The 23,703-nt window shown below is 51.3% G+C and carries 22 protein-coding genes and 1 pseudogene; 10 read left to right on the top strand and 13 right to left on the bottom strand.

What is annotated here, in order from left to right; translation table 11 throughout:
• Positions 1-13: 13 nt before the first annotated feature.
• The 6 genes from BUA14_RS10515 to BUA14_RS10495 all read right to left on the bottom strand — a co-directional run bounded on the left by BUA14_RS10515 (position 14) and on the right by BUA14_RS10495 (position 8,792).
• Positions 14-961, bottom strand: a complete 948-nt coding sequence (locus BUA14_RS10515) for a peptidylprolyl isomerase (protein WP_072772559.1) — start codon at positions 959-961, stop codon at positions 14-16.
• A 38-nt stretch (positions 962-999) separates the two neighbouring features.
• On the bottom strand, positions 1,000-4,593 hold the full coding sequence (gene mfd, locus BUA14_RS10510; RefSeq protein WP_072772558.1) for a transcription-repair coupling factor: 3,594 nt from the start codon (positions 4,591-4,593) through the stop codon (positions 1,000-1,002).
• 134 nt (positions 4,594-4,727) lie between these two features.
• Entirely contained in the window at positions 4,728-4,904 is a 177-nt protein-coding gene (locus BUA14_RS27880) for a hypothetical protein (protein ID WP_015942590.1), read from the bottom strand.
• 69 nt (positions 4,905-4,973) lie between these two features.
• Positions 4,974-5,792, bottom strand: a complete 819-nt coding sequence (locus BUA14_RS10505) for a dimethyl sulfoxide reductase anchor subunit family protein (RefSeq protein ID WP_072772557.1) — start codon at positions 5,790-5,792, stop codon at positions 4,974-4,976.
• A 14-nt stretch (positions 5,793-5,806) separates the two neighbouring features.
• Complete coding sequence (locus tag BUA14_RS10500; protein WP_005814880.1) at positions 5,807-6,379, bottom strand: DMSO/selenate family reductase complex B subunit; 573 nt, start codon at positions 6,377-6,379, stop codon at positions 5,807-5,809.
• 13 nt (positions 6,380-6,392) lie between these two features.
• Entirely contained in the window at positions 6,393-8,792 is a 2,400-nt protein-coding gene (locus BUA14_RS10495) for a dimethyl sulfoxide reductase subunit A (RefSeq protein WP_072772556.1), read from the bottom strand.
• Positions 8,793-9,002: 210 nt separating this feature from the next.
• Between BUA14_RS10495 and BUA14_RS10490 the strand changes: the two genes are divergently transcribed.
• Complete coding sequence (locus tag BUA14_RS10490) at positions 9,003-9,680, top strand: TorD/DmsD family molecular chaperone (protein ID WP_072772555.1); 678 nt, start codon at positions 9,003-9,005, stop codon at positions 9,678-9,680.
• Between the two features lie 134 nt (positions 9,681-9,814).
• On the opposite strand, the gene BUA14_RS28505 is transcribed toward BUA14_RS10490, so the two are convergent.
• Together BUA14_RS28505 and BUA14_RS10480 are read right to left on the bottom strand one after the other, a co-directional pair.
• On the bottom strand, positions 9,815-9,982 hold the full coding sequence (locus BUA14_RS28505; RefSeq protein WP_242954624.1) for a DUF4143 domain-containing protein: 168 nt from the start codon (positions 9,980-9,982) through the stop codon (positions 9,815-9,817).
• An 86-nt stretch (positions 9,983-10,068) separates the two neighbouring features.
• Positions 10,069-11,061, bottom strand: coding sequence for a PstS family phosphate ABC transporter substrate-binding protein (locus BUA14_RS10480; RefSeq protein WP_072772553.1), 993 nt, complete (start codon positions 11,059-11,061; stop codon positions 10,069-10,071).
• 287 nt (positions 11,062-11,348) lie between these two features.
• Here BUA14_RS10480 and BUA14_RS10475 point away from each other — a divergent pair, with 287 nt between their 5' ends.
• Positions 11,349-11,783: a YtoQ family protein gene (locus BUA14_RS10475; protein WP_345788630.1), complete on the top strand. Its 435-nt coding sequence runs from the start codon at positions 11,349-11,351 to the stop codon at positions 11,781-11,783.
• Between the two features lie 120 nt (positions 11,784-11,903).
• Here the strand turns inward: BUA14_RS10475 and pth are convergent, their stop codons facing one another.
• Positions 11,904-12,461: an aminoacyl-tRNA hydrolase gene (gene pth / locus BUA14_RS10470; protein WP_072772552.1), complete on the bottom strand. Its 558-nt coding sequence runs from the start codon at positions 12,459-12,461 to the stop codon at positions 11,904-11,906.
• Positions 12,462-12,559: 98 nt separating this feature from the next.
• Here pth and BUA14_RS10465 point away from each other — a divergent pair, with 98 nt between their 5' ends.
• The 3 genes from BUA14_RS10465 (at position 12,560) to BUA14_RS10455 (ending at position 14,887) form a co-directional block, all read left to right on the top strand.
• Positions 12,560-13,465 carry a PRC-barrel domain-containing protein gene (locus BUA14_RS10465; protein ID WP_072772551.1) on the top strand — a complete coding sequence of 302 codons (906 nt, stop codon included), beginning with the start codon at positions 12,560-12,562 and terminating at the stop codon, positions 13,463-13,465.
• A 259-nt stretch (positions 13,466-13,724) separates the two neighbouring features.
• On the top strand, positions 13,725-14,576 hold the full coding sequence (locus BUA14_RS10460) for a DUF3102 domain-containing protein (protein WP_072772550.1): 852 nt from the start codon (positions 13,725-13,727) through the stop codon (positions 14,574-14,576).
• 83 nt (positions 14,577-14,659) lie between these two features.
• On the top strand, positions 14,660-14,887 hold the full coding sequence (locus BUA14_RS10455) for a DUF1659 domain-containing protein (protein WP_072772549.1): 228 nt from the start codon (positions 14,660-14,662) through the stop codon (positions 14,885-14,887).
• Between the two features lie 133 nt (positions 14,888-15,020).
• Here the strand turns inward: BUA14_RS10455 and BUA14_RS10450 are convergent, their stop codons facing one another.
• From BUA14_RS10450 to BUA14_RS28975, 4 genes are all read right to left on the bottom strand, one after another.
• Entirely contained in the window at positions 15,021-15,845 is an 825-nt protein-coding gene (locus BUA14_RS10450) for a nitroreductase family protein (RefSeq protein WP_072772548.1), read from the bottom strand.
• A 10-nt stretch (positions 15,846-15,855) separates the two neighbouring features.
• The gene (locus BUA14_RS10445) at positions 15,856-16,845 is read right to left on the bottom strand and encodes a MerR family transcriptional regulator (RefSeq protein WP_072772547.1); all 990 of its coding nucleotides are present in this window, start codon (positions 16,843-16,845) and stop codon (positions 15,856-15,858) included.
• Between the two features lie 70 nt (positions 16,846-16,915).
• A complete protein-coding gene (locus tag BUA14_RS10440) occupies positions 16,916-17,644 on the bottom strand; it encodes an MBL fold metallo-hydrolase (protein WP_072772546.1) in 729 nt (242 codons plus the stop codon).
• The gene (locus BUA14_RS28975) at positions 17,637-18,026 is read right to left on the bottom strand and encodes a serine hydrolase (protein WP_207649544.1); all 390 of its coding nucleotides are present in this window, start codon (positions 18,024-18,026) and stop codon (positions 17,637-17,639) included. The genes BUA14_RS10440 and BUA14_RS28975 overlap by 8 nt, the downstream gene beginning before the upstream one ends.
• Before the next feature lie 271 nt (positions 18,027-18,297).
• Between BUA14_RS28975 and BUA14_RS10430 the strand changes: the two genes are divergently transcribed.
• From BUA14_RS10430 to BUA14_RS28500, 5 genes and pseudogenes are all read left to right on the top strand, one after another.
• Entirely contained in the window at positions 18,298-18,915 is a 618-nt protein-coding gene (locus BUA14_RS10430; RefSeq protein ID WP_072772544.1) for a TetR/AcrR family transcriptional regulator, read from the top strand.
• A 98-nt stretch (positions 18,916-19,013) separates the two neighbouring features.
• Positions 19,014-20,756 (top strand): ABC transporter ATP-binding protein, encoded by a 1,743-nt coding sequence (locus BUA14_RS10425; protein WP_072772543.1) that lies wholly within the window; start codon positions 19,014-19,016, stop codon positions 20,754-20,756.
• An 11-nt stretch (positions 20,757-20,767) separates the two neighbouring features.
• A complete protein-coding gene (locus BUA14_RS10420) occupies positions 20,768-22,516 on the top strand; it encodes an ABC transporter ATP-binding protein (protein ID WP_072772542.1) in 1,749 nt (582 codons plus the stop codon).
• 47 nt (positions 22,517-22,563) lie between these two features.
• Entirely contained in the window at positions 22,564-23,514 is a 951-nt protein-coding gene (locus BUA14_RS10415) for an ABC transporter permease (protein ID WP_207649543.1), read from the top strand.
• Positions 23,507-23,587 (top strand): annotated as a pseudogene (locus tag BUA14_RS28500) (hypothetical protein); the annotation flags it as partial. The gene BUA14_RS10415 and the pseudogene BUA14_RS28500, both read left to right, overlap by 8 nt.
• Positions 23,588-23,703: the final 116 nt, after the last annotated feature.

Genomic DNA, 23,703 nt, shown 5'->3' with positions numbered 1-23,703 from the left:
CTTTAATTGTTCGTTAAACGGCCGGTTTGTATTTTTCCGAGTACTCAATATTGGCCTGGGCCTTCTCCCGCAATTCGTCGAAATAGCCCCCGAATTTTTGAGCCTTGGCATCGGCTAAAGCATCTTCCGTCACTTGGCCCTTGACTGCTTCATAATCCGCTTTGGTAGCCGCCTTATGATCTTCGACCAAGATGATATGATAACCGAATTCCGATTTAACCGGTGTTTTCGTATAGGTGCCTACTTCTTGGGCAAAAGCCGCCTCCTCAAACTCCGGAACCATTTTTCCCTTGCCAAAAGACCCTAAATACCCGCCGGAGCTTTGGGAACCCGTATCAGTGGACTTTTCCTTAGCCAATTCGGAGAAATCCGCTCCGCCGTCCAGTTGAGCGATAATGGCTTTCGCTTCATCCTCTGTCTCCACCAGGATGTGGCGGGCTTGAACTTCCTCTCCTTTACCGCCGTAGAGCTCCTGGTTATTCTCGAAGAAGGTCTTCTCCTGCTCCGGGGTTACCGTTACATCTTTGGTTATTTCAGCGGATAGAGCAAAGTAATTTTTCACTTCATCTTCCGTCATGGCTTGCTGTTTAAGCCATTCCTGATATTGACTTTCATCCCCAACCATTTGAATAATGTTCTTTTCCTGCTCCAGAATCGATGGATCATTGACATCCAGCTTAAGTCTTTGCGCTTCCTGTATGACAAGCCGGGAAGCAATCATCGCTTCAAGAACCTGGCTCTTCACTTGATTTAATGCCTCTTTGCCCTGATCGGTGCTGAAGTCCATTCCCATGCCTTCATAGGCCTTTTGCACATTAGAGACCCGAGCGGCAAAGTCCTGCTCTGTGATGGTTTCGCCATTCACTTTGGCTGCCCACTGATCCCCGCCGGCGGAAGAACATCCAGTCAAGGCCAAGGTCAAAACTAAGGCCGCAATTATTCCTTTACGGAAACTCCTCATTATTACACACCCTTTCGCATCCGTTAAAAGCAATTATATCAGGATGCTGTTTTGGACGCAATACCATTAAATACCATTAATACTTTATGAATCGCCTCTAAAAGCTCTTCTTGGACCACGGAACGCAAACGAACTTTAATCTCAAGATTGCCGTTGCCGGTGGTTCCAAAGGAAACCGGATAGGGGGATTGGGTCGCCATGGTCATCAGCATTTCCCCGGATATGCCGGGGTCAGCCGCAAAGCGGAACACCATCTGCTGCTTGAGCTGCTGAATCTGCTCAATCTTCATCCCTGAGGCCATCCATTTAATCCGGACAATCTTCAAAAGGTTCTCCACTTCCCGCGGCGGAGTGCCGAAGCGGTCGATCAATTCATCGATCATCATACTGAGGTCCTCTTCATTATCGATGGCTACCATCCGCTGATAGAGAGCCGCCTTAAGCTGACGCTCCCCAATATAGATGTCCGGCAGATAGGCATCCACCTGAACCTCGATACTGGTCTCGATCTTTTCCTCCACCTTCTCACCCTTGAGCTCCTGAACCGCTTCCTTAAGCATCTGGCTATAAAGCTCAAATCCCAAGGCAGCTAAATGACCATGCTGTTGGGCGCCAATCAGATTCCCGGCCCCGCGAATCTCCAAATCCCGCATGGCAATTTTAAGGCCGGAGCCAAACTCGGTAAATTCCCGTATGGCTGCCAGGCGTTTTTCAGCCACCTCGGTGAGAACCTTCTGGGGTTTATATAAAAAGTAGGAATAAGCCCGGCGATTGGAACGCCCTACCCGGCCCCGCAGCTGATAAAGCTGCCCCAGACCAAGGCGATCAGCCTCATCAATGATCAGGGTGTTGACATTAGGCATATCCAAACCCGTCTCAATGATAGTGGTGCAGACCAGGACATCGCTTTCATGCTCCAGGAAAGCCAGCATCTCCTGCTCCAGCTCTTTTTCGCTCATCTGCCCGTGGGCGATGCCGTAACGGGCCTCAGGCACCAACTGGCTGAGGAAATGAACCACCTGCTCCATATCTTCCACACGGTTATGGACAAAGAAGACCTGGCCTCCCCGCTGGATCTCCCGGCGAATGGCCTCTCTCACTACATCCGGACGGAATTCCGCCACATAGGTCTGGACGGGAAAGCGATCCTCCGGCGGGGTCTCAATGATACTGAGGTCCCGCACCCCTACCAGAGACATATGCAGAGTCCGTGGAATGGGCGTAGCCGACAGGGTCAGGACATCCACATTGGCTTTAAGAGTTTTCAGCTTCTCTTTATGGGCCACCCCAAACCGCTGCTCTTCATCAACGATTAAAAGTCCCAAATCCTTAAACTTAATCGAATCAGAGACCAGCTTATGGGTCCCCACCACTATATCAATGGATCCTTCCTTTAACCCCTGAAGAATCAGTTTCTGCTCCTTGGCGGAACGAAAACGGCTCAGCATCTGGATGCTCACAGGATAGCCCATAAAGCGCTCCTGAAAGGTGTTAAAATGCTGCTGGGCAAGGATGGTGGTGGGAACCAGAACCGCCACCTGCTTGCTGTCCATAACCGCCTTAAAGGCCGCCCGCAGGGCCACCTCGGTCTTGCCATAGCCTACATCCCCACAGAGCAGGCGATCCATGGGCCGCTGACGCATCATATCCTGTTTGACTTCGACGATGCATTGCATTTGATCCGGGGTCTCCTGGTAGGGGAATTTCTCCTCAAATTCCTGCTGCCAGACATTATCGGGAGAAAAGGCATAGCCCTTAGTCGCTTCCCGCTGAGCATAAAGTTTAACCAAATCAAAGGCCATTTCCTTAATGGCGCTTTTCGCCTTGGCTTTGACCTTTTTCCATTCGGAGCCCCCCAGCTTATAAAGCTTGGGCAGGGTCTCCGCATCACTCCCTAAATATTTCTGCAAAAAGTTAAGCTGATCCAGGGGAACATAGAGCTTATCCTGGCCGGCATATTTGACCGAAAAATAGTCCTTTTCCACTCCCCCCACGGCAATCCGCTCAATGCCCATAAATTGACCAATGCCATGATGAACATGGACCACAAAGTCTCCCGGCTTAAGATCCGCAAATTGCAGCCTCTGCCCTGTTTTCTCAGGGGCCTTTTTGCGCTTGACGGCCGCTTTGCGCTCCCGTTTATAAATCTCCGCCTCACTCAGGACGATCAGCTTGCTTAAGGGAAGCTCAAACCCCTGATCAAGGGAGGATGAATAGACGTAGACTCCGCCCTCCTGAACCGGCTCATGGAGCTCATGCTTTTTGGCCAGAGCTCCCCGATCCCTTAAACCTTGCAGCATCCGCTCTGCGTGCTCTTCATCGCCAACGAAAAGATTTACAATATGGCCGGATTTTTGCCAATGCTCAATCTCATCCACCAAAATCCCGGTTTTCCCCATAAAGCCCGTCAAAGGCCGGGCATTTAAATTGAAAATCCGTTTCGGAGCCACCCCGGGAATTTCTCTGGGTAAGGTGGAGATCAAAACAAACGGATGCTTTTCCCCATATCTCAGGAATTGTTCATAGCTTACAAATTGATCCTCAGGGCTATAAAATTCCTCACCCTTGGCCAAAGCCTGGGTATATTCCTCAAGCCTTTCCTTCTGTTGGAACTCCAGCTGTTCTTTCAGCCGCAGTGGCTCATCCAAAATGACATAATGATCTTGAGAAAGCAGTGAGAAAAAAGGCTCCAAAGGCTCCTCAAGGAGGCTCAGGTAGGGATAGATGCTTTCATCCACCCGGCCTGTTCTCAGCCGTTCTTCAATCCTCTGGGCTTGTTTCATAACCTGCTCGGCCACATCCGAACGACCGCTGCGGTTTAAGCGTCCGGCTTGCTTCCTGGCCTGAGCCCGAACCTCCCAGCCCAGCTTCTCCAATTCCTCAGGGCGAATCACGACCTCCAAGGCCGGAGGAATTTTAACGCTTTTCAGGGTCTCAGTAGATTTTTGGGTCTCCAGATCAAAGACCCGGATGGAGTCCACTTCATCATCGAAAAACTCGATCCGTAAAGGCTCCCCATCCAGAGGAGCAATATCCATGATCCCGCCCCGAATCGCAAATTGACCTTTCCCGTCCACTACGTCCAGCCGCTCGTAACCTGCCGTGATCAGCTTCTGGGCAAGATCTTTCAGATCATAGGATGTCCCTTCCTTTAATTCCAGGATGTACTCCTGCCAGCGGCGGCGGGAAAAGCTCCGCTGATTCACAGCCAAGGCCGGCACGACCACCGTGCATTGGTTATCCTGTGCCAAACGGTTGAGAACCCGGATTCTCTCGATGGTGGTCTCCCGGCTTTTACCCAGGACCTCAAAGGGCAGCCATTCCGAGGAGGGAAAATAGAGCACATCTTCCCCAGGAAGCCAGGAACGCAAATCATTGACCCATTTTTGCGCAAGCTCCTCCGAATAAGTAATAATCAGCCCCGGCTTACCCTTTTGGATCAGCTGGGCGGCAAAGGCGGGCTTCTGACTTCCTGTTAAGTTATAGATCATTTGCGGCCATTCCTTATAGGATATCGCCTTGTCCACTGCCTCAATATCGAAGCCTAAACGCAAATAATGGCTGAGGGTTTTCAAAAAATCCTTCCTTTCAGGCAACACAAAACCATGGACATCCGCCAAGAGGACCCCCATTGTCGCCTAAGTTTTAAGCATCATTCCATAGGTTATCTAACCACAAGTTATTAAAACAGAAAAAGTGCAAGAATGAACAAGAGGAGGAACAGGCAGATTTCACCCCACGCAGAGCCGTAAGGCGTGTGTACTGCCTAGTTTAAGCGACGGTACTCCCCGACTTCCAATTCATTCATACAATCCGGGCAAAGGGCATACGCCACATTCCCAATGATATTTATTATAGAGTCGGGACGCTCCGAGGTCAAGTCATCCAGCTCCATCTCTCCTAAGACTTGATCACAAACCTGGCACACCCTCATTACCAGCATGAAAAAGCACCTCCCAGAATAGGTTTGCCTGAGAGGTGCCGGGTTATTCATGGCTGCTGGTAAATCATTTTATAAACCGAGGCCAATCGGAATACCGGAAACATAAAAGAGATAACGGCCGGCGATTTCCCCCACAACAATGACAGCCATGGCTAAATATAAGAAACTCATTTGCTTAGCCAGCTTGCCCGTCCGGGAAAGAGACAGCAGGAAAACCCCTCCCAGGGTGAACAACCAACTTAAAATCAAGGTCGCCTGGCTTCCTGCCAGCAAGGCCGCAGTTTCCTTGCCTGCTCCGGTGAGAGCCCCCAGACTTGCCACATAACCAAGGGCGAAGGCCGCCTGGACAAGCACGACAGCCCATAGCATTAAATCGATGCGCGGGAGCTTTTCCCGCTGCTCCCCTGCCGTAACATAAAATACGACACCACCCAGAACAATGGCCGTGGCATAGAAGCTGATCAGGGTGTTGGCATTTTGCCAGGCGGGCATGATGCTCTCCATATAAAGCCGGGCCATGGCATAGATGTCAATCAGGCCTACACCCGCTGTGATAACACCTAAAGCAGTGCGGACGCCGGGGGCTTTTTCCCTTCTCTCCACCCACCAGAAGATGAGCAGCAAGCCAAAGAAAGCACCACTGAAGAAAATCTCACGGCTTAACCAAGACGTAGCCAGGTTGAACATACTGGTCAAAGCCAACATGGGTTTCCCTAAATGGAGTAAGGAAGCGACGATACCCACAGCAGCGAGGCTCAGTGCCGCAAGAGTATTCCGTTTAAAAAGAGGCGCATCCTGTGCTTTAATCCGAAAGACAACAGCCCATAGAACCGCTCCGACAGCAGCTTGTAAGCATAGGGTAAAGGTTAATAATGGTAATTCATGCATGCTACCCCTCCTTCCTACTCAATTGCTTTTTTATGAGGGCTGATGACGATACATGGTTTGGTGATCTGGGCTGAAGGCAACCCTTTGACTTCGTCCACATTGCCGTATTTGGCACGCAATTCGTCGATTGGCCCAAACTCAATGACCCGCATGATGCAGGCATCGACACAGGCGGGATTCTTGCCTTGTTCCAGTAAATCAATACAGAAATTGCATTTGGAAACCGTTTTCCCTGCCAATTTAGGAGCGCCGTAGGGACAGGACCAGGTGCAGTAGCCACAGCCCAGGCATTTATTTTGGTCCACCAGAACGATTCCGTCTTCTTCCCGTTTATACATGGCTCCGGCCGGGCAGTTTTGCACACATTTAGGTTCCTGGCAGTGATTGCAGCTCATGGACAGCCAGTAGGCGAAGACATTGCTGCGATACACCCCGCCTTCCAGGATGGTATCGCCCCCTTGGAATTCGTGGACTTTGCGCCAGCACTGCCCCACTTCCAAGTCATTTTTATCTTTACAAGCAATCTGACAGGTAAAGCATCCTATACAATTGGATTGATCCATATAAAATCCATACTGTTTTGCCATCGTTCGTCACCTCCTACGCTTTTTCAATTTGAACTAAGTTCGTATGCTGGGGATTGCCTTTGGAAAGGGGATTAGGCGTCCATTTCGTCAGAGTATTGATACATCCTCTCACATCAACACCGCTTTGGTCAGGAGTGTACCAGGCTCCCTGTGGAAGTGAGCAAACTCCGGGAATCAGACGGGGGGTCACTTTCACTTTAACCTTCACAGTACCCCGGTCATTGTAAACCTTAACCGTATCATGGTCTTTGAGCCCCCGAGCCGCAGCGTCCTGGGGATTCAGCCACAGCATTTGAGCTTCCGCTTCTTCCAGCCAGGGCATATTATCGAAAGTGGAGTGTACGCGGCGTTTGGTATGGTGACCGATGCATTGCAGGGGATACTTCTCCTTCAGCGGATCTTCCGGACCCTCCTCCACAGCCATATACTTAGGAATGGCCGGAATCTGCGGGTTTTGGATGTCATAGAGATCTTTGGAGAAAATCTCAAATTTCCCGGAAGGAGTGGTCAGAGGATTGGCCTCCGGATCTTTGATGAATTTTTCGTAGGCCACTACTTTCGTTGCTTTGGTCTTATAAATTCCTTTTTCCCTGAATTCTTCATAGGAGGGGAAGTCAGGATGACTGGCTTGGGATACCCCGACAAATTCCCGCAGATAATCTTCTTCCGACTTGCCGTCGTCGAACTGAGTCAAGACACCCAGTCTTTCCGCCAAAGCGCGGCCCACTTCATTGATGGTCTTGCACTCAAACATCGGTTCGACCAGTTTTTGCCCGTAATAAGCCACCCCATGGCCCATGGAACGGGTGATCATGTCATTGACTTCAAACTGGGTAACACCCGGCAGGACAATATCGCAGTACTGCATACTGGGAGTCATAAAATTATCCATGCCCAGGATAAACTCGCATTTGCTGTCATCTTTAAGCAGAGCAGCGGTCCGCCCGGAATCAGAATGCTGATTGATCAGGGTATTGCCGCCGTAATTGATGATCATTTTGATAGTCGATTTTGTTTTGTCCGCACCTTCAATGCGGTCCTGTTCTTTAGTCAAAATTCTTTCAATGGCGTCGGTCCACATGAAGATGGAGATTTTTGTCTTGATCGGATTCGTTCCAATCGGATAGTTGCCCGTTTTTACGGAAGGGCCGCCTTCATACAAGCCCGGATTGCTGCCCAAAATTCCCACATTGCCGGTCATGAATGACAGTACCGGAACCGCCAAAGACTGAAATTCTCCATTGCCATGGCGCTGAATTCCCCGTCCTTGCAGGATAAAGCTGGGCTTGGTCCCGGCAATGTCCCGGGCAAGCTGTTTGATGGTTTCCACGGGAATCCCCGTGATCCCCGAAGCCCATTCGGGTGTCTTCGGCTTGCCGTCACTTTCACCAAGGATGTAGCTCTTGTAGGAGTTACCGGCGGGAATCCCTTCCGGCATGTGTTCTTCGTCAAAGCCAAGGCAATATTTGTCCAGGAAGGCTTGATCGTGCAGGCCTTCGCTGATCATAACATAGGCCATACCGGCAACCAGGGCACTGTCCGTAGTGGGCCGGATGGGAATCCACTGATCGGCGAAGGTGCTCACTGTGTCACTATGGCGGGGATCAATAACGATAATGCGTGCTCCGTTTTGTTTGGCTAATTTCAGGTAATAAGTGGAGTTAAAGCCGCCTACCCGGGTACAGGCAGGATTATCACCAAACATAACAATCAGTTTGGCATCAGGGAAAGTGGTGGGGGAACTGCCGCTATAAGGATCGCCGAACATATAGGGAACTGCATACATATAGTTGGCCTGGCTGTAATTGCCATAGCTTTGCAGATAGCCACCCATGATATTAAGGAGCCGGCGCAGAGAGTTATTGGAGTTGGTCTGATTCAGTAAGCCATAAGCTCCGCAGGCATAGTTAAAGTAGACAGATTCATTGCCATACTGATCCACAATCCGGCGCAACTCCTTGGCGGTGATGTCGTAGGCTTCTTCCCAGCTGATGCGGGCCCATTCGCCGCTGCCCCGTTCTCCCACCCTTTTCATGGGGTATTTAAGCCGGTCGGGATGATAAAGCCGCTGCCGCTGTGTTCTGCCTTTTAAACAGGCCCGGGCCTGTAAATCCTCCGGGGTATCAGGTCCCACATTATCCGTACCAAACCTCACGACCACCCCATCCTTGACATAGGCTTTAAGCTGACAACGACCGCCGCAGTTATGCCAGCAAATCGAAGGTTTCTCCTCGGCACCGGCAAGACGCTGCCCGGCTTGCACTACTGCGGGCTCGCCACTGGCCTGAGTCTGTGTGCTGCAGCCCACGAGAGATGGTGCAATCGCTGCAGTAGCTGTTGCGGCTGCGCTCCATTTCACAAAGGCACGCCGACTGATTTTAGGTTTATTCTGCAACTCTGGTTGTTTTGACATTCCTTTCCCTCCTTGTTCTATAGTAGAATTAAAGATAAAGCCGTTCTTTAATAAAGTTATCACATTCACGTTTGTTCAGGCTTCCAAAATCCCAGGGGATTTTTTGTATGACCATACTATAGGTCACAGACTATAGTTATACTATTGAGAACAGAAAAGAACCCCACTGGGAGCAATGATTCATCATACAGATACTGAGGAGGTTGGTAAATGGACACTACTGAACAAAAGGATCTGCTGGAGATCCGCCAATTTATGTACTCCTTCTTAAGCGCAGCCTTTCTCTATCCACCCCAGGCAGAACAAGTCACCATGATTTTACAGCGCCAGCTCTTTAAGGAATTTCCCCTGGATATCGCCGATGAGCAGTATCAAGAGGCCTTAGATAACTTAGTTCGTTGGACGAATGAAAACTGTGCCTCCGATCTCGTGAATGTGACTTCAAGCCTAAATAAGGATTATACTACCCTGTTTATTGGTCCCGGCCATCTTGCGGCCCCACCCTGGGAATCCGTGTACCGCACCGAAGAAAAGCTTACCTTTGGCGAACCAACTTTGGAAGTCAGAGAGTGGTATCAACGCTGCGGTCTGGAGTTCGTTCACAAGAACTCTGAGCCGGATGATCATTTCGGCCTGGAGCTGGAGTTTATGAGCAAGCTTATCAACAGTGAGCTTGAGGCTTGGGAGGAAGACGATGTCCTGAAGGCTGAAGGATTAGCCCGTGAGCAGCTGGCTTTCCTTGACGAACATTTGCTGCGCTGGGCAAAAGAGTTTACTCAGGATGTTCAAGCCAGCACTCAGACTCTTTATTACCAAGGATTGGCCCAATTAGCTTATAGCTATCTGATTTGGGATTATGAGCAATTAAGAGACGGTAAGAACACTTAATTCCCGTCAGGCAAAGGGAACACCCCCCTATAAAAAGCGCCCTTATCTCACCATACACGGGAGATAAGGGCGCTTTTCTTCACTTCAGACCATTTCAGACACAAAAGGCTCCATAGAGGAGAACCGACCATAGGTTATCCGTCTTGCCAAAATTCTTCTCTGAGAAGCGAATGCAGTAGGCGGGATGATATCTTTTGCAGGACAAAATCCAGCTCGGCAGTATGCTCACTGGTCCAGTAATACAAATTGTGCCCATTTGCCGCCAAAGCTTGGGCAACATAGTTCTCCGCAACCGGGCCCATAAAAAGGTTAGCCTCGCCGGTCAACACAGACTGCTGCGGAAGGCCGGACTTCAATGCCATTTTTATACAAATATAACAATTATAGGCTATTCACCCAGGGGAATAAAACCCTGTGCCTTGATGGCGGCTACCGCTTCATCCGATTGCAGCCAGCTTAGGATCCCTCTGGCACTATGTCCTTCAGGCAAATCCTTCTTTAATACGGCATAATAGCCGTCGGCTAAAGAATAAGTCCCTTTGGCAATGTTCTCTTCCGTTGGTTCTACCCCTTCAAAGGAGAGGATTTTCAATCGCGAACCGATTCCCGTCACTTCATTCATATTTTGAAGGTAGGTATACAGGGTATAGCCTAAGGCATAGCTGTCGGTCGGCTGGCCATCCAATCCCCCATGATGATAAAAAGCCACCAGTTCCAGCATTCCCTCCATGGTCAGCTCCACATAGTTCTTTTGGATTTTGGGGTGCATGGGCTGATCATACAAAACCAGGTTGTCCAGCTGAGACTGGCTGCCGCTGTCAGCATTCCGGCAAATGGGGATCAGTTCCTTATCCGGCCCTCCCAGCCCGGACCAGCTCTGTATACCATAATCAAGATAAATGGTTCGCACCTGATCCCCCGTAATGTTATCCGCAGGGTTCTCCGCCGGTGTGATAAAGATAAGGGCTTCCGCAGCCACAGGATGGAATTCCAGCTCCACTCCGGATTCTTGAGCTAAAGCGAGAACCTCCGAGGAGGGGTAAGGCACAAGAATCAGATCCACTTCTCCGGCGATTAAACGCTTATAGGAAGGCACCGTTTTGGAGACTTCCAGGGGCAGATTTTCATTATCCAAATAGCGATACATGGCCCGATTGATAGCCATGACGATTCCTTGAGTGGAAGTTGAGCCATCCATACGGGGGTAATTCTCATGAGTAATACCATATTGAACAGCCGTTTCACTCATGGTGTTATAGACATTGTCCGGTTTTTCTTCCTGTGTCGGTACCGTCGGACCGGATACGGCTTCTCCTTGCCGGGTACAGCCGCTCAGGAGCACAGCTGTTATAACCATAAGGATCAAAAACTGTCTTTTCATACGAACCTCCAATTTCTTACCCCGGCAGGCATCGGCAAAGCCCCGCCCCCGAAGTCTTATCCGGTAGTCATACACACCAAATCATTGAGCGCGGAACCCAACTTTCCATTTGAATTCTGCAGCAAGGACCTGTTTTCCTCCTCTTTACCAGCCTCAATTCCCCAGGATTTACTCCGGATAAGTCCTGGAAACACTTCATGAACTTTACTTCTTAGTTTAAGTAAGCTGAATTGAATAGGAAAACATTATTACCTTGGGGGTGCAATCAAATGAACCTTGTCGTTTAGCTGGCCGGTGAAATCCACACACAATGGCGTGAAGAGCTTAAAGAAAAGGCTGCTGCACTTGATTTGCCTATTGAATTTGTAAGTCCCATGCAGGATCATGACTGTTCAGATAGTGTCGGTGAGCAAGTTCTCGGAACTCAACCCAATGCTATTTTTCGTGACGAGGCCGCTTCAAAGATTAACAACTTAAGAACACAGATTCTTTTAGGAAAATCCGATCTGATTATTGCTCTTTTCGGGGAGAACAAATATCGGCAATGGAATACAGCAATGGATGCCAATACCGCAATTGCGCTGAATAAACCCCTTATTATTATTCCTCCCGAAGCACTTCACCACCCATTAAAAGAACTTTCCCCAAAAGCCAACGTAACGGTTGAAACCATTGATCAAGCGATTAAGGTACTTTCTTATATTTTTGATACAAACGCCTAATTCCTAAAAATAAAAAGCTCGTGTTAAAGAACTGCCAGTTCTCTGACACGAGCTTTTACTTTTACCGGTTTTAAATCAATAAGCAAATCGGGAAAATATTATACCAAATTCTCTTACGGGTTACCTATTATACAAATTCATGGCTTTATCCCCGTCTCCTTTGGCCCACAGGGTGACCGCCTTCATCCCCTTGTCCAGGATCTCCTCCAGAACGGGGATCTCCTCCTTGGCAAAGGAGGCCAGAACGTAGCGGGCAGAATCCCAGCCGGCGGTTGGTCTGCCGATGCCTACCTTAAGCCTCCAGAACTCCTCCGTTCCCAGTTCGGCAATGGTGGACTTAATCCCATTATGCCCGCCGGCGCTTCCCGAGCTTCGCAGGCGCAGGCGGCCGACGGGCAGATCCATATCATCGTAGACCACCATAATATCCTCCGGGGCAATCTTATAGAATTGGGCCAGCTCCCGGATGGAGCGGCCGCTTAAATTCATAAAGGTCTGAGGCTTGAGCAGATAGACCTTCTCTCCTTCCATCATCGTCTCTGCCATTAAGCCCTGGAACTTGGGGCGAAAATCCAGTTTTAATTCTTCAGCTAAGCAATCCAGCAGGAGAAATCCGGCATTATGCCGGGTCTCCGCATATTGTCCCCCTGGATTGCCCAAACCGACGATAAGCTTCATGAAACTCCACTCCTCTAAGCATATTGCAGACATCCCGTGAATACATTGATGATAGCAGATTTATGTGTACTTGCACAAGAAATAAGGGGGTATTACGATTGAAACCAAGTAAAGAATTTTTATCCCTACCGATCGTCTCCCTAAGCGAAGGACAGCATATTGGCTATGTGAAAAGCCTGGTCATCGACGCTCAGGCCAAAGCTCTGGCCGCCCTGGTCATCGATCCCAAGGGCTTTTTCAGAGACCAGCGTATCATTCCTTATGCTAAGGTCGTCAGCGTCGGTGCGGATGCCATTACGATTGACAAAGGAGCCTATGTAGAAAAGTCCGCCAGCCTGCCCGAGATTTTGAGCCTGATCAAGGAAAAGCTGACCATCATCGGCACCCGGGTCATTACCCAGAGCGGCAAAACCCTTGGCGTAGTGGAAGAGTATTATGTGGACCCGGATACGGGCAAAATCACCCAGATGGAGATTTCCGGCGGGAAGATCGAGGGGTTCTTCAGTGGCAAGGCCATTCTCGAAGCCGACTATGTGGTCACCATCGGCCAGGATGTTATCGTGGCTCAAAAAGGCTGCGAAACCAGCCTTATGATCGCCGATAAAGGAATCAATGATACCTTTAAATCCGTCCTCCGCTCCACTTCCAACCTGGCCTCCGGGACAGGTCAGGCCTTTGGTAAAATCTTCAGTAAAAAAGACAAGGACAAAACCAAGCACTCCGCCAAAGGAAAAGCCAAAAATAAAGGCAAAGATACCGTTGATAACAGCGCCCCTTTGCTCCCTGTCATTGAAGGAGAAAGCACCGCCCCCCTACAAGATGCTTCCGTCGCAAAGGATGAGAACATCCTTTCCTCAGCCGACAATCAGCCTATCGAAGCAGCTATCATAGAAGAGCCCTCTTCAAAAATCCTAGAAATTTCCCCTGCCGAGCAGCCTCCCGAAGCCGGACCGGAGCTCAGCCAGGTGGCTGAAGCCCCTTCCACAAAAGAACCCCTGGGATAAAGAGCGAGTGCATAAAAGTTCAATATAAAACACCGCTAAGAAGAGAGACAGAACGCCGACAGGCGGTCAATGTACTTAAATTTGACCACTCCCCTGCCGGTTAGTGTATTTAAAACACACTAACCGGCAGGGGAGTGATCTATTAAGCACGTTAATATTTTCATCCGGTTGGCCCATGATGCCGTCTTGTCTTCACCATCCTCAGCACGTCTACATACCCTATAAGTAGATTCACAAATGAAAGGACGTGCCAATAAAAATGAACGTTCCTCTAACCGATAAACGCACTCCCCTGGTCATCGCGGCGGAAATCAACGCCATTAACCAGGAATCCAGACGAATGCTGCTGAAAAATGCCATCGAAGTGGGCCGCCGTTTGAAAGAAGCCAAGGAATTGCTTAACCATGGAGAATGGATGAAATGGCTTAAAGAATCGGTCAGTTATTCCAAGAGCACGGCGGCAAACCTGATGAGCCTATATGAAGAGTACGGATATCTGCTCCTCAACCCTTCCGATGACGATTCAAATTTCCAAGCGCTTGGAAATTTGACCTATACCCAAGCGGTCCTGCTCCTTGGTCTCCCCGAAGAAGAGCGGGAAGAATTCGTCACCCGGAACGATCTTGGCACTATGACTACCCGGCAATTAAATCAAGCCGTCAAAGAGCAGAAGACACCCCCTCCAGCCAAAGAGCGCCCTCAGGCTGAGACCGGAGCCGTGGCTGAAGCTGAGGCTGAGTCTCAGACCCAGCCTCAGTCCCAGCTTCCGCCCCAGACCCAGGGAGATATCCAAATCAAATATATCACCAGAACCGTCAGTCCCCGTCGGGAAAGCACTCCCATAACCGCCCCCGCTCCTGCTCCCTCCCACATCACGAACTATGAAGAAAAATGCACCGCCTGCTGCCAAACCATCGCCGACGCCTTCCAGGAGCTGCTCACCGCCCTGGGTCAGCTGGCCAGGCTTGATCCCCGGACCAAAGAAAAATGCAGCCAGGATGCCGGTCAACTGGCCTCATATATGGTGGAGAGGCTCAAAGACTGGCCCCCTGTGGCCGGCACCAATATGAAGGGAGTTCAAACCTACTCCACCTGCGAATGGGGAGGATAAACTTGTCACCCCTGTCTCCTTAAGGGCATAGGCTATAGGGGCGGAATAAACCGTCCCATTATACTGGAAAGGAGATGTGAAATTTGGCAGTAATCTCACTACCTTTAAAGGCAGCCCTAGTGGTTTCCTTTCAGACGGGGCTCTCCCCGTCCGGGGCTCCCATCATCAGAAAAAAGACCTTGGGTCATGTACGCTTTGACGCGGCTGAACAGGATCTCTATGATATCGCTCATGCGCTGTTCAGTTTGACCGATTATCCGGTATTGGATGTGGTCCTGCGCAAAGAGTACGACCTGGTCGATGAGGGGTAGCTTCGGCTGCGGATACTTTTACAGGCGTCTGTGGCATCAAGGTGATTGATACCACGACAAGCGACCTGTTCGATCCGCAACAGGCTTGAACAGCGAAGCTGCCGGCAGATTTTGCCGGCAGCTTCGTAAAAACCTACCAACGTTCATAATGAATATTGGACTTCGTATCCCACGGGACAGGTGCTTTCTCCTGTTCTGCGGGATAGCCCAACGCAATGACAGTGAGCGGTTCTACCTTTACAGGCAGACACAGATCGGCAGCAACTTGCCTGCTCCACTCCTTCCCGCGAAGCACACCGCACCACACGCCGCCAAGCCCAAGAGCGTGAATGGCAATCAGCATGTTCTGCGCGGCTGCAGCGCAGCCCCCCACCAAAAAATCACGAGTTCCTTCAAGATTGCCATCACCGCATACAACAATGCAACAAGGAGCATGACTGAGCATTTTTGCGTTTGAGTTGCCTGCTGCCCATGCACCAAGGACCGTTTTATCCTCAACCACAACGAAGTGAAATGGACGCTTGTTCTTTGCCGAAGGTGCACTTAGCCCGGCATGGAGAATCACCTCCAGCTTTTGCGGTTCTACTGTTTTATCCGCATATTTTCTGACACTTGTTCGTCCCGCTATGGCAGTGATCGCTTCCCTATCGGAACGAAGCCAGGGCGTCGCTTCCTTTTCTTCACCAGCCATCTCTGCCTGATTCTCACAGGTCATAGCAACGGTAACAGGCAAATCTTGACCGGCATAGCCCAACGCCTTTTGCAAGGTCTTGTCTATGGTCAGTACCTGCTTGCCATTTCCTCTTGACAGCAGCTTCCCCCGATAGGGTATTCCATTGATGGCTCCGCATACAAAAATCGTGCCCTTTGGCATTTGAAAAATTTCTTTCGCGTCAAACGGTACTTCCATTACTGTCAGACGGCCATCCTTGCCTATCTGTGACTGAAATTCCACCATTTTCGCTCTCCTAGCTCTGCTTGGGTTTGATGGGCACCAGCAGATCAAGCTGTGTGCCGAAAGGCGATGTATCCTCAAGATGATGGATGGCATTGAGCTGTTCTTCCAGAGAAGGATCGGCCCTCGGATCGGCCGGGTCTGTCCGGGGCGAAAAGTCCACCTCATACTGCTCATTGTCCATCACCCATTGCCACAGCCGTCCCCACTCCTGAAACTCTCCAAAGGCAATCATATGTGCAGCATACAGCCCACCCAAGAACTGCTTTTTGACAAGGGGCGCGGGCACCTCCATATCGCCGGGGATAGACACCCATGCTTCATATCCCAGGGAACCGCCCGGCTGTTCGCTGGCCGGGTTATTAAACCCGATGCGGCGAAAATCCGGTTTGAACTCCCCAAGCCCGCTCTCTTTAATGAATGTGCTGATGGCCGCACCCACCACTTCCTCCTGATTGTCACCGGTGCTCTGACAAGATGCTACCGTCATCGGGGGCAGGTATAGGATGCGAATGTCTTTGAGTTGTTCCAGTATTTCACTGGCTCGGTTCAGTTCTTCCATACTCGTTTCCTCCTTTTGGGAAAGGGTTTTAACAGAAAGAGCCTGTACCAATTCCATGACATGTTCCTGCTCAAAAACATGGGGAGATAGTGGCGCGGGCAGCAGCTTTTCAAGCTCTCTGACAAAGCTGCGCAAAATACCTTCAATAGTTTCCAGTGCCTGCTTTTCGCTTTGCAGGCCGGCGATACTCTGCTCAAACACCTCCATGGCAAGCCTGGCATCCCGCGTCTCCAAAATTGCACCAATCTGTTTCAGGGGAATCCGCAGTTTGCGCAGCACAAGAATCTGCCGCAGGCGGGAAAGGGCCTCCTCGTCATAGGCGCGGTAGGCATAACCCGGCAATTTGCTGCTCTGCAAAAGTCCCAATTGCTCATAGTAGCGGAGCGTGCGAGTGGATACACTATACGCTTTGGAAACTTTGGATATAGGCTGTAGTGTCATGGTTTTCGCTCCTTCTTATTCTAAGCATACAGTACGACACGACGTCAAAGTCAAGCTGTTTCATGAGTGCTTATTCTGCGCTGCTCAAAGGGTATAGCTTCATTTTGCGAACATTGCATTTGTTCTGCTCCAACTCACTATAATCAAACGGTTTACCATGACCCGGATAAATCTTGGTGGGCTTAAGTGCAATGATTGTTTGCCAGGATTGAAAAAGCAGATCTTTGTCCTCTGCCCAAATTGTAATTCTATTCATACTTGGCAATCCATTCATTGACGCATCACCGCAAAATAAAGCGCCGTCATTCAGCAAAAGAGCAATGGAATCAGCAGTATGTCCCGGCGTATCCACAATTATCCCACCTAGTTTAGCTTCTATCTCTTTACGGTTATCGTCAGATACAAGCACGCATCTCCGTTCAAATTTGGGGTTTAACGGCGGAAACCGGTGTGCTCCTTTTCCAAAGAGTTTCATCAAATGACAGAAGAAAAGCGCAAGCCGGCTTGTGCATCCCCCAGTAAAAGCGTTTTGCCCGCGATATAATGCTTCCAGCGCTCTATGGCTCATAATCACTTGTACATCAGGCAATTCCGATAAAAACTCATTCAAAAAACCTGCATGGTCATCATGCCCATGGGTTAAAAAAATATAGTGTATATCTTTTATATCTATCTTTAATAAATCCAAACGTTTTTTCAGGTTTGCAAATCCGTTTTCATATCCTGTATCAATTAGCACAAAGCCTTCCGGAATAGAGTATATCCAATTATTCACGATTCTGTTTCCAGCATTAAACACGAGCGCACCTCCTCACATAAAAATACACCCACAGTATATCGGCGTAATGCGCCCTTTTCTTTGTGCGCGGTGCAAAATGCGGCTCCAGGCTTTTTGCTATTTCGATCATGTCATCGAAAGAAATATAGGCATCCTCATAAATTACACGTTTTTTAATACTGTTCCGGGTTTCTTCATATGCGTCCGGCAGGCCGCTTGTTTGAAACAACAAATCATATAGGGTAAGTTCATAGGAATATTCCTGACTTTTATATACATGAAGGCCGCTTAACATGGAATGTCCAAAAAACTTTGTCACCTTATTGTCAAGGGATATTTCTCCCTGCTCTTGTAAAATCAAGATACAAGCTGTTGTAAAAAGCTTGGTGATGCTCGCTATCACCAATGGGGAGTCTATATTTTTTCTATTCTTTTCACTCTGTTCGTATCCATTATTCTCTTCCTGTCATATAAATAACCCCATTCTCAATTCCTGTTTGTTTATATGATGTAGTAAGATTAAATCTACAATACCATATTACTCCATACAAAAAAAGACATAGCATCCCCTAGTAAAACGATGTAAGCTTATTGACAATGGCTTTGGCTTGTGCTATATTCATAACAGTGTTTTGAAACACTGTTATGAATATACTGCCGAAAGGAGTGCCCGGATGGCCAGACAAATCGAAGGGGTCTATGAAAAAGTCCTGGCCTGCGCCAGACTGGAATTCCTGGATAAAGGCTTCAAAGACGCTTCCCTGCGCACCATTGCTCAAAACGCCGATACCAGCACCGGCTCCATCTATACCCGGTTCACGGATAAGGAAGGTTTGTTCAAGGCTCTGGTTCTGCCTGCCGTCAATGGCTTGAAGGAATGGTTTCACGCCGAGCAGGAGGTATTCGCCCAATTCCCCGCAGACCAGCAAAAAAGCGACGCCTTTGCCTATTCCGATGATAAATACATCTTCTTCGTCGATTATATCTACACCCATTTCGACGAGTTCAAGCTGCTGGTCAACTGTGCGGAGGGAACCACGTTCGCGGATTTTATCCATGATATTGTGGAAATCGACGTGGCCTATACCCTGCAATATATCCAGTCCACCGGCAATGACGCGCTGACCGCAGGCCGGGCCACCCCCGAATTCCTGCACATCCTCTCCAGCGCATTTTTCTCGGGCATCTTCGAGGTTGTGACCCATGATATGACCAAGGAAGCGGCCTACAGCCATGTTAGCCGTCTCAGACGCTTTTTCCGGGGCGGTTGGGAAACCATCTTAAAACCTTAAACGCCTCCGGCTATGCGCCGCGAACAAGCGAGGTCCTCAGGGACCTCAAAAAAATACATTAAAGTTAGTTCAATCTAACTTAAGAGGAGGATATCGTTATGGAACACACCCAAGCGCCCAGCCCGCTGGCCCGGCTGGCGGAATTCGCCGGTCCCCACAAGGGCAAATACCTCGCCTCGGTCATCCTGGCGGTGATCGGTGTAGCGGCGGGGCTGGTGCCCTACTTTGCCGTGGCCCAGATGATTATCGAGCTGATCGGCGGCGGAAGGGAACCGGGTTTTTACCTGAGCTGGTGTGCCGTCGCCGCGGCGGGCTTTATCTTCAAGTCTGTCTGCATGAACGTCTCCACCACCTTTTCCCACCGGGCCACCTTTGCCGTGATCTCCGAGGTGCGCTTCCGCCTGACCTCCAAGCTGACCCGGGTGCCCATGGGCTACCTGCTGGATACCCCGTCGGGCAAGCTCAAGACCACCATTGTGGAGCGGACGGACAGCATTGAATCACCCCTGGCCCACGTGCTGCCGGAGATGACGGCCAACCTGCTGGTGCCCCTGGGCATCATTGTCTATCTGTTCAGCCTGGACTGGCGCATGGCCCTGGTCTCGCTGATCACCCTGCCCATCGGGCTTTTCGCTTATATGGCCATGATGAAGGACTACGCCGTCAAATATGCCGCCGTCACCAACGCCGGCAAGCATATGAGCGCCACCACGGTGGAATACATCAACGGCATCGAAGTGATCAAGGCTTTCAACCAGTCGGCCGCTTCTTACGCCAAGTTTACGGATGCGGTCAAACAAAACACGGGGCTGGTGCTGGAGTGGATGCGCGCCACCCAGGGCTATTCCGCCGTGGCCCAGAGCGTCTGGCCGGCCGTGCTGGTGGGCGTGCTGCCCGTGGGCTGTATTTTCTACCTGAACGGAACTCTGGACGCCCCGACCTTTATTACAGTCATGATCCTCTCTCTCGGCATTATCGGGCCCTTGGTCGCCGCCATGTTCTTCACCGACGATATCGCCAAGATCGGCACCATTGTAAGCGACATCGGAATAGTTCTCGATACGCCTGATTTGGAAAGACCAACGGAAAAGCGGCAGCTGAACGGTTCGGACATCGAGTTAAAGGATGTTTCCTTCGCTTATAAGGATGAGCAGGTGCTTCGGAACGTGAACCTGGAAATCGCCGCGGGCAGCGTGACCGCTCTGGTCGGCCCCTCCGGCAGCGGCAAATCCACCATTGCCAAGCTGATCGCCTCCCTGTGGGACGTGGGCGGCGGTACGATTGCCCTGGGCGGCACGGATATCCGGGATATCCCGCTGGAGCAGCTGATGGACCACATCGCTTATGTAGCCCAGGACAATTACCTCTTTGACCAAACCGTGCGGGACAATATCCGGATGGGCAAGCCCAACGCCACCGACGCCGAGGTGGAAGAAGCGGCCAGAGCTTCCGGCTGCCATGAATTTATTCTCAAGCTGGAGCGCGGTTACGACACCGTTGCCGGCGGCGCGGGCGGGCATCTTTCCGGCGGCGAGCGCCAACGCATCGCCATTGCCCGCGCCATGCTGAAAAACGCCCCTGTGGTCATTCTGGACGAAGCCACTTCTTATACCGACCCGGAAAACGAGGCCGTGATCCAGGAAGCCGTGGCCAAACTGGTGGCCGGAAAGACGCTGATCGTCATCGCCCATCGCCTTTCCACCATTACGGACTCCGACAAAATCGTCGTGGTGTCCCAGGGACGGATTGTGGCCGAGGGCCGGCACGAGGAGCTGCTGGCCGGCTGTGAACTCTACCGCGGCATGTGGCAGGCGCACCTGGATGCTAAAGACGCAATGTAAGGAGGGGTACTATGTTTGGCGTATTCAAGAAATTTTTCACCTTTGCCGGCGAGCACAAACGCAAATGGCAGAAAGGGATCGCTTTTGCCGTTCTGCACTCTATTTTTGAAGCGTTCCAGCTGCTGGCCGTTGCCGTGGTTTTGCGGGCCATGCTGGAAGGAAACATGACCGCCGGCACGGCCTGGACGGCGCTGGGTATCCTGTTGTTCAGCCTGCTGGGGACCATCATTACCCGCCACATTTCCCACCAGAGCGAGATTACGGGCAGCTATCTGATGTGCGAGGAAAAACGCATCGGCATCGGCGACCGCCTCAAATATATGCCCATGGGCTATTTCAACAGCCACAGCCTCGGCCATATCACCGCCGCGGTCACCACCACCATGGAGGAGATCGAAAAGATCGGGCCCCCCGCCATGGTACGGACTATCCACGGGCTGATCCGCACCGCGATCATGGCTGTTTTCCTGCTGTTTTTCGACTGGCGCATCGGCCTGATCGTGGTGGCCGGAACGCTGCTCTTTCTCGGGATCAATGCCCTGCTGCACCGCAAGTCCCGCCTGCTCTCGCCCAAACGCCAGGCGGCTCAGGCCAGGCTGGTGGAGGCCGTGCTGGAATACATCCAGGGCATGAGCGTGGTCAAGGCTTTTCACCTGGATAAGCAGGCCAATAAAACCATCGACCAAACCATCGCCGAAGTGGAGAAATACAACTACCGGATGGAAATCGGCTTTATCCCCTACGTGGCCCTCCAGCAGATCGTGCTGCGGCTGACCAGCGTGGCCGTGGTCATTGTTTCCATTCTCCTGTATTTAAATGGCTCCATGGAGCTGTTTATGTGCCTGCTGATGATCGTGTGCGGTTTCTTTATCTTTACCGAGCTGGAAGTCGCGGGGCTCATGTCCTCCTTTATCCGGCTGATCGACGTTTCCATCGACCGGGTGCTGGAAATCCACCAGACCCCCGTCATGGACGTGGGCGGCCAGGAGCAGCAGCCATCAAGTCAGGATATTGCTTTACAAAATGTCAGCTTTTCCTACGGGGACCGCAAAATCATCGATAAGGTCAGTTTTACCATTCCCCAAGGCACAACCACCGCCCTGGTCGGCCCCTCAGGCGGAGGCAAAACCACCTTGTGCCATCTGATCGCCCGTTTCTGGGACGTTGATGAGGGCGCTGTTGCCTTGGGCGGCAAAGACGTGCGGGACTATAAGCTGGACAGTCTGCTGACCAACATCAGCATGGTCTTCCAGCATGTCTATCTCTTCAATGACACCATCGCCAACAACATCAAATTCGGCAAGCCCGACGCTACCATGGAGGAGGTGGTGGCGGCAGCTCAAAAAGCCTGCTGCCATGAATTTATCACAGCCCTTCCCAAGGGCTACGACACAGTGATCGGCGAAGGCGGAGCCACCATCTCCGGAGGTGAAAAGCAGCGTCTTTCCATTGCCCGCGCTCTGCTCAAGGATGCGCCCATCGTGATTCTGGACGAGGCCACGGCCAATGTGGACCCGGAGAACGAGAGCAAGCTGCAGGCGGCCATCGACGCCCTGACCCGCAATAAAACCATTATCATGATCGCCCACCGCCTGAAAACGGTCAAAAACGCCGATCAGATCCTGGTAGTCGATGCCGGCCGCATCGTCCAGCGGGGCACCCACGATGAACTGGTCCGGCAGCGGGGCATCTATGCCGACTTTATCGGCGTGCGCCAAAAAGCAGTGGGCTGGAAGCTGAAAGCCGAACCCGCCCGCTGAGTATGTAAGAAAGATTGCGCAACGGCGGAAAGGATGAGGGTCTCCCCTTGACTACATTCACATTAATCAGAAACAAACTGATCTCCCTGCTCCTGATTTTGCTCGGCGTCAGCCTGCTCTCCTTTGTTTTTTCTCATATTTCCCCCGTCGATCCGGCGGAAGCCCTGGCCCAGCGGACCCTATCCCGGCCGACGGCGGAGCAGATCGCCCAGCTCAGGCAGGAAATGGGCCTGGACAAACCCCTTTGGGTCCAATATTTTTCCTGGCTCACCCAGGCCCTGGGCGGGGATTTCGGGACCTCCCTGCTGACCGGCAGGCCGGTGCTGACCGAGGTGGCGGGCAAATTAACGGCGACTTTTCCCCTGGTCCTGCTGTCCATGGCGTTTACCCTTCTGATTACCCTGCCGGTCAGCATTGCCTCGGCGGTAAGAAAAAACGGGCTGTTTGACCAGGCGGCCCGGATCGGGACGATTGTCGGGCTCTCCCTGCCCAACTTTTGGCTGGGGTTTATGCTCCTGGCGCTTTTTGCCGTTTCGCTCCCCCTCTTTAAGGTGGTGGAGTACGGCAACCTGCGCAGCCTGATTCTGCCCGCCCTGGCCCTGGCCATACCGATGGCCTGCTCCTTTATCCGCGTCTTCCGCTCCAACCTGATCCGCAGCTATCAGGCCGATTTCATCACCTATGCCCGGGCCTGCGGCCTGCCGGAGCGCAAGATCACGGCGCTGGCCCTTAAGTCTGCCCTGCCGCCCATGGTCACCCTGTTCTTTCAGAGCTTCGGCTATACACTGGCGGGAAGCGCCATGGTGGAGGCAGTCTTTTCCTGGCCCGGCATCGGCTCCTATCTTGTTCAGGCCATTATCGGGCGGGACCTGCCCGGAATCAACGCCTGCGTCCTGATTTTTGCCACTTTTTTCGTGCTGCTGAATTTCGCCGCGGAGCTGATCAATCTGGCCATCCAACCCACGCTGCGGTCATCCGGGGAGGCCTGCCATGATTAGAGAGATAAGATACAATCCCCAGGCCGTCACCGGACTGATCATAATCTTCTGCATGCTGCTCCTGGCCCTGCTGGCCCCTGTCCTGGCTCCCCATGATCCGGGAACCATCGACATTGCCCATACCTACGCCCCGGCGAGCGCCCAGTATCCTTTGGGCACGGACGAGATGGGCCGCTGCGTTTTGTCCCG

Origin of the sequence: Desulfitobacterium chlororespirans DSM 11544 (assembly GCF_900143285.1) — a bacterium.
GTDB classification, from domain to species: domain Bacteria; phylum Bacillota; class Desulfitobacteriia; order Desulfitobacteriales; family Desulfitobacteriaceae; genus Desulfitobacterium; species Desulfitobacterium chlororespirans.
Note: the sequence above shows the minus strand (reverse complement) of the source record. Positions and strands in the feature narration are given on the sequence as shown.

Coding starts and splice junctions, on each gene's coding strand:
- BUA14_RS10505 (WP_072772557.1), bottom strand. CDS start 5,792: ATGCATGAATTACCATTATTAACCTTTACCCTATGCTTACAAGCTGCT.
- BUA14_RS10430 (WP_072772544.1), top strand. CDS start 18,298: ATGGCCAGACAAATCGAAGGGGTCTATGAAAAAGTCCTGGCCTGCGCC.
- BUA14_RS10460 (WP_072772550.1), top strand. CDS start 13,725: ATGAACGTTCCTCTAACCGATAAACGCACTCCCCTGGTCATCGCGGCG.
- pth (WP_072772552.1), bottom strand. CDS start 12,461: ATGAAGCTTATCGTCGGTTTGGGCAATCCAGGGGGACAATATGCGGAG.
- BUA14_RS10515 (WP_072772559.1), bottom strand. CDS start 961: ATGAGGAGTTTCCGTAAAGGAATAATTGCGGCCTTAGTTTTGACCTTG.
- BUA14_RS10425 (WP_072772543.1), top strand. CDS start 19,014: ATGGAACACACCCAAGCGCCCAGCCCGCTGGCCCGGCTGGCGGAATTC.
- BUA14_RS10495 (WP_072772556.1), bottom strand. CDS start 8,792: ATGTCAAAACAACCAGAGTTGCAGAATAAACCTAAAATCAGTCGGCGT.
- BUA14_RS10420 (WP_072772542.1), top strand. CDS start 20,768: ATGTTTGGCGTATTCAAGAAATTTTTCACCTTTGCCGGCGAGCACAAA.
- BUA14_RS10480 (WP_072772553.1), bottom strand. CDS start 11,061: ATGAAAAGACAGTTTTTGATCCTTATGGTTATAACAGCTGTGCTCCTG.
- BUA14_RS10490 (WP_072772555.1), top strand. CDS start 9,003: ATGGACACTACTGAACAAAAGGATCTGCTGGAGATCCGCCAATTTATG.
- BUA14_RS28505 (WP_242954624.1), bottom strand. CDS start 9,982: ATGGGCCCGGTTGCGGAGAACTATGTTGCCCAAGCTTTGGCGGCAAAT.
- BUA14_RS10500 (WP_005814880.1), bottom strand. CDS start 6,379: ATGGCAAAACAGTATGGATTTTATATGGATCAATCCAATTGTATAGGA.
- BUA14_RS27880 (WP_015942590.1), bottom strand. CDS start 4,904: ATGCTGGTAATGAGGGTGTGCCAGGTTTGTGATCAAGTCTTAGGAGAG.
- BUA14_RS10445 (WP_072772547.1), bottom strand. CDS start 16,845: ATGACACTACAGCCTATATCCAAAGTTTCCAAAGCGTATAGTGTATCC.
- mfd (WP_072772558.1), bottom strand. CDS start 4,593: ATGGGGGTCCTCTTGGCGGATGTCCATGGTTTTGTGTTGCCTGAAAGG.
- BUA14_RS10450 (WP_072772548.1), bottom strand. CDS start 15,845: ATGGTGGAATTTCAGTCACAGATAGGCAAGGATGGCCGTCTGACAGTA.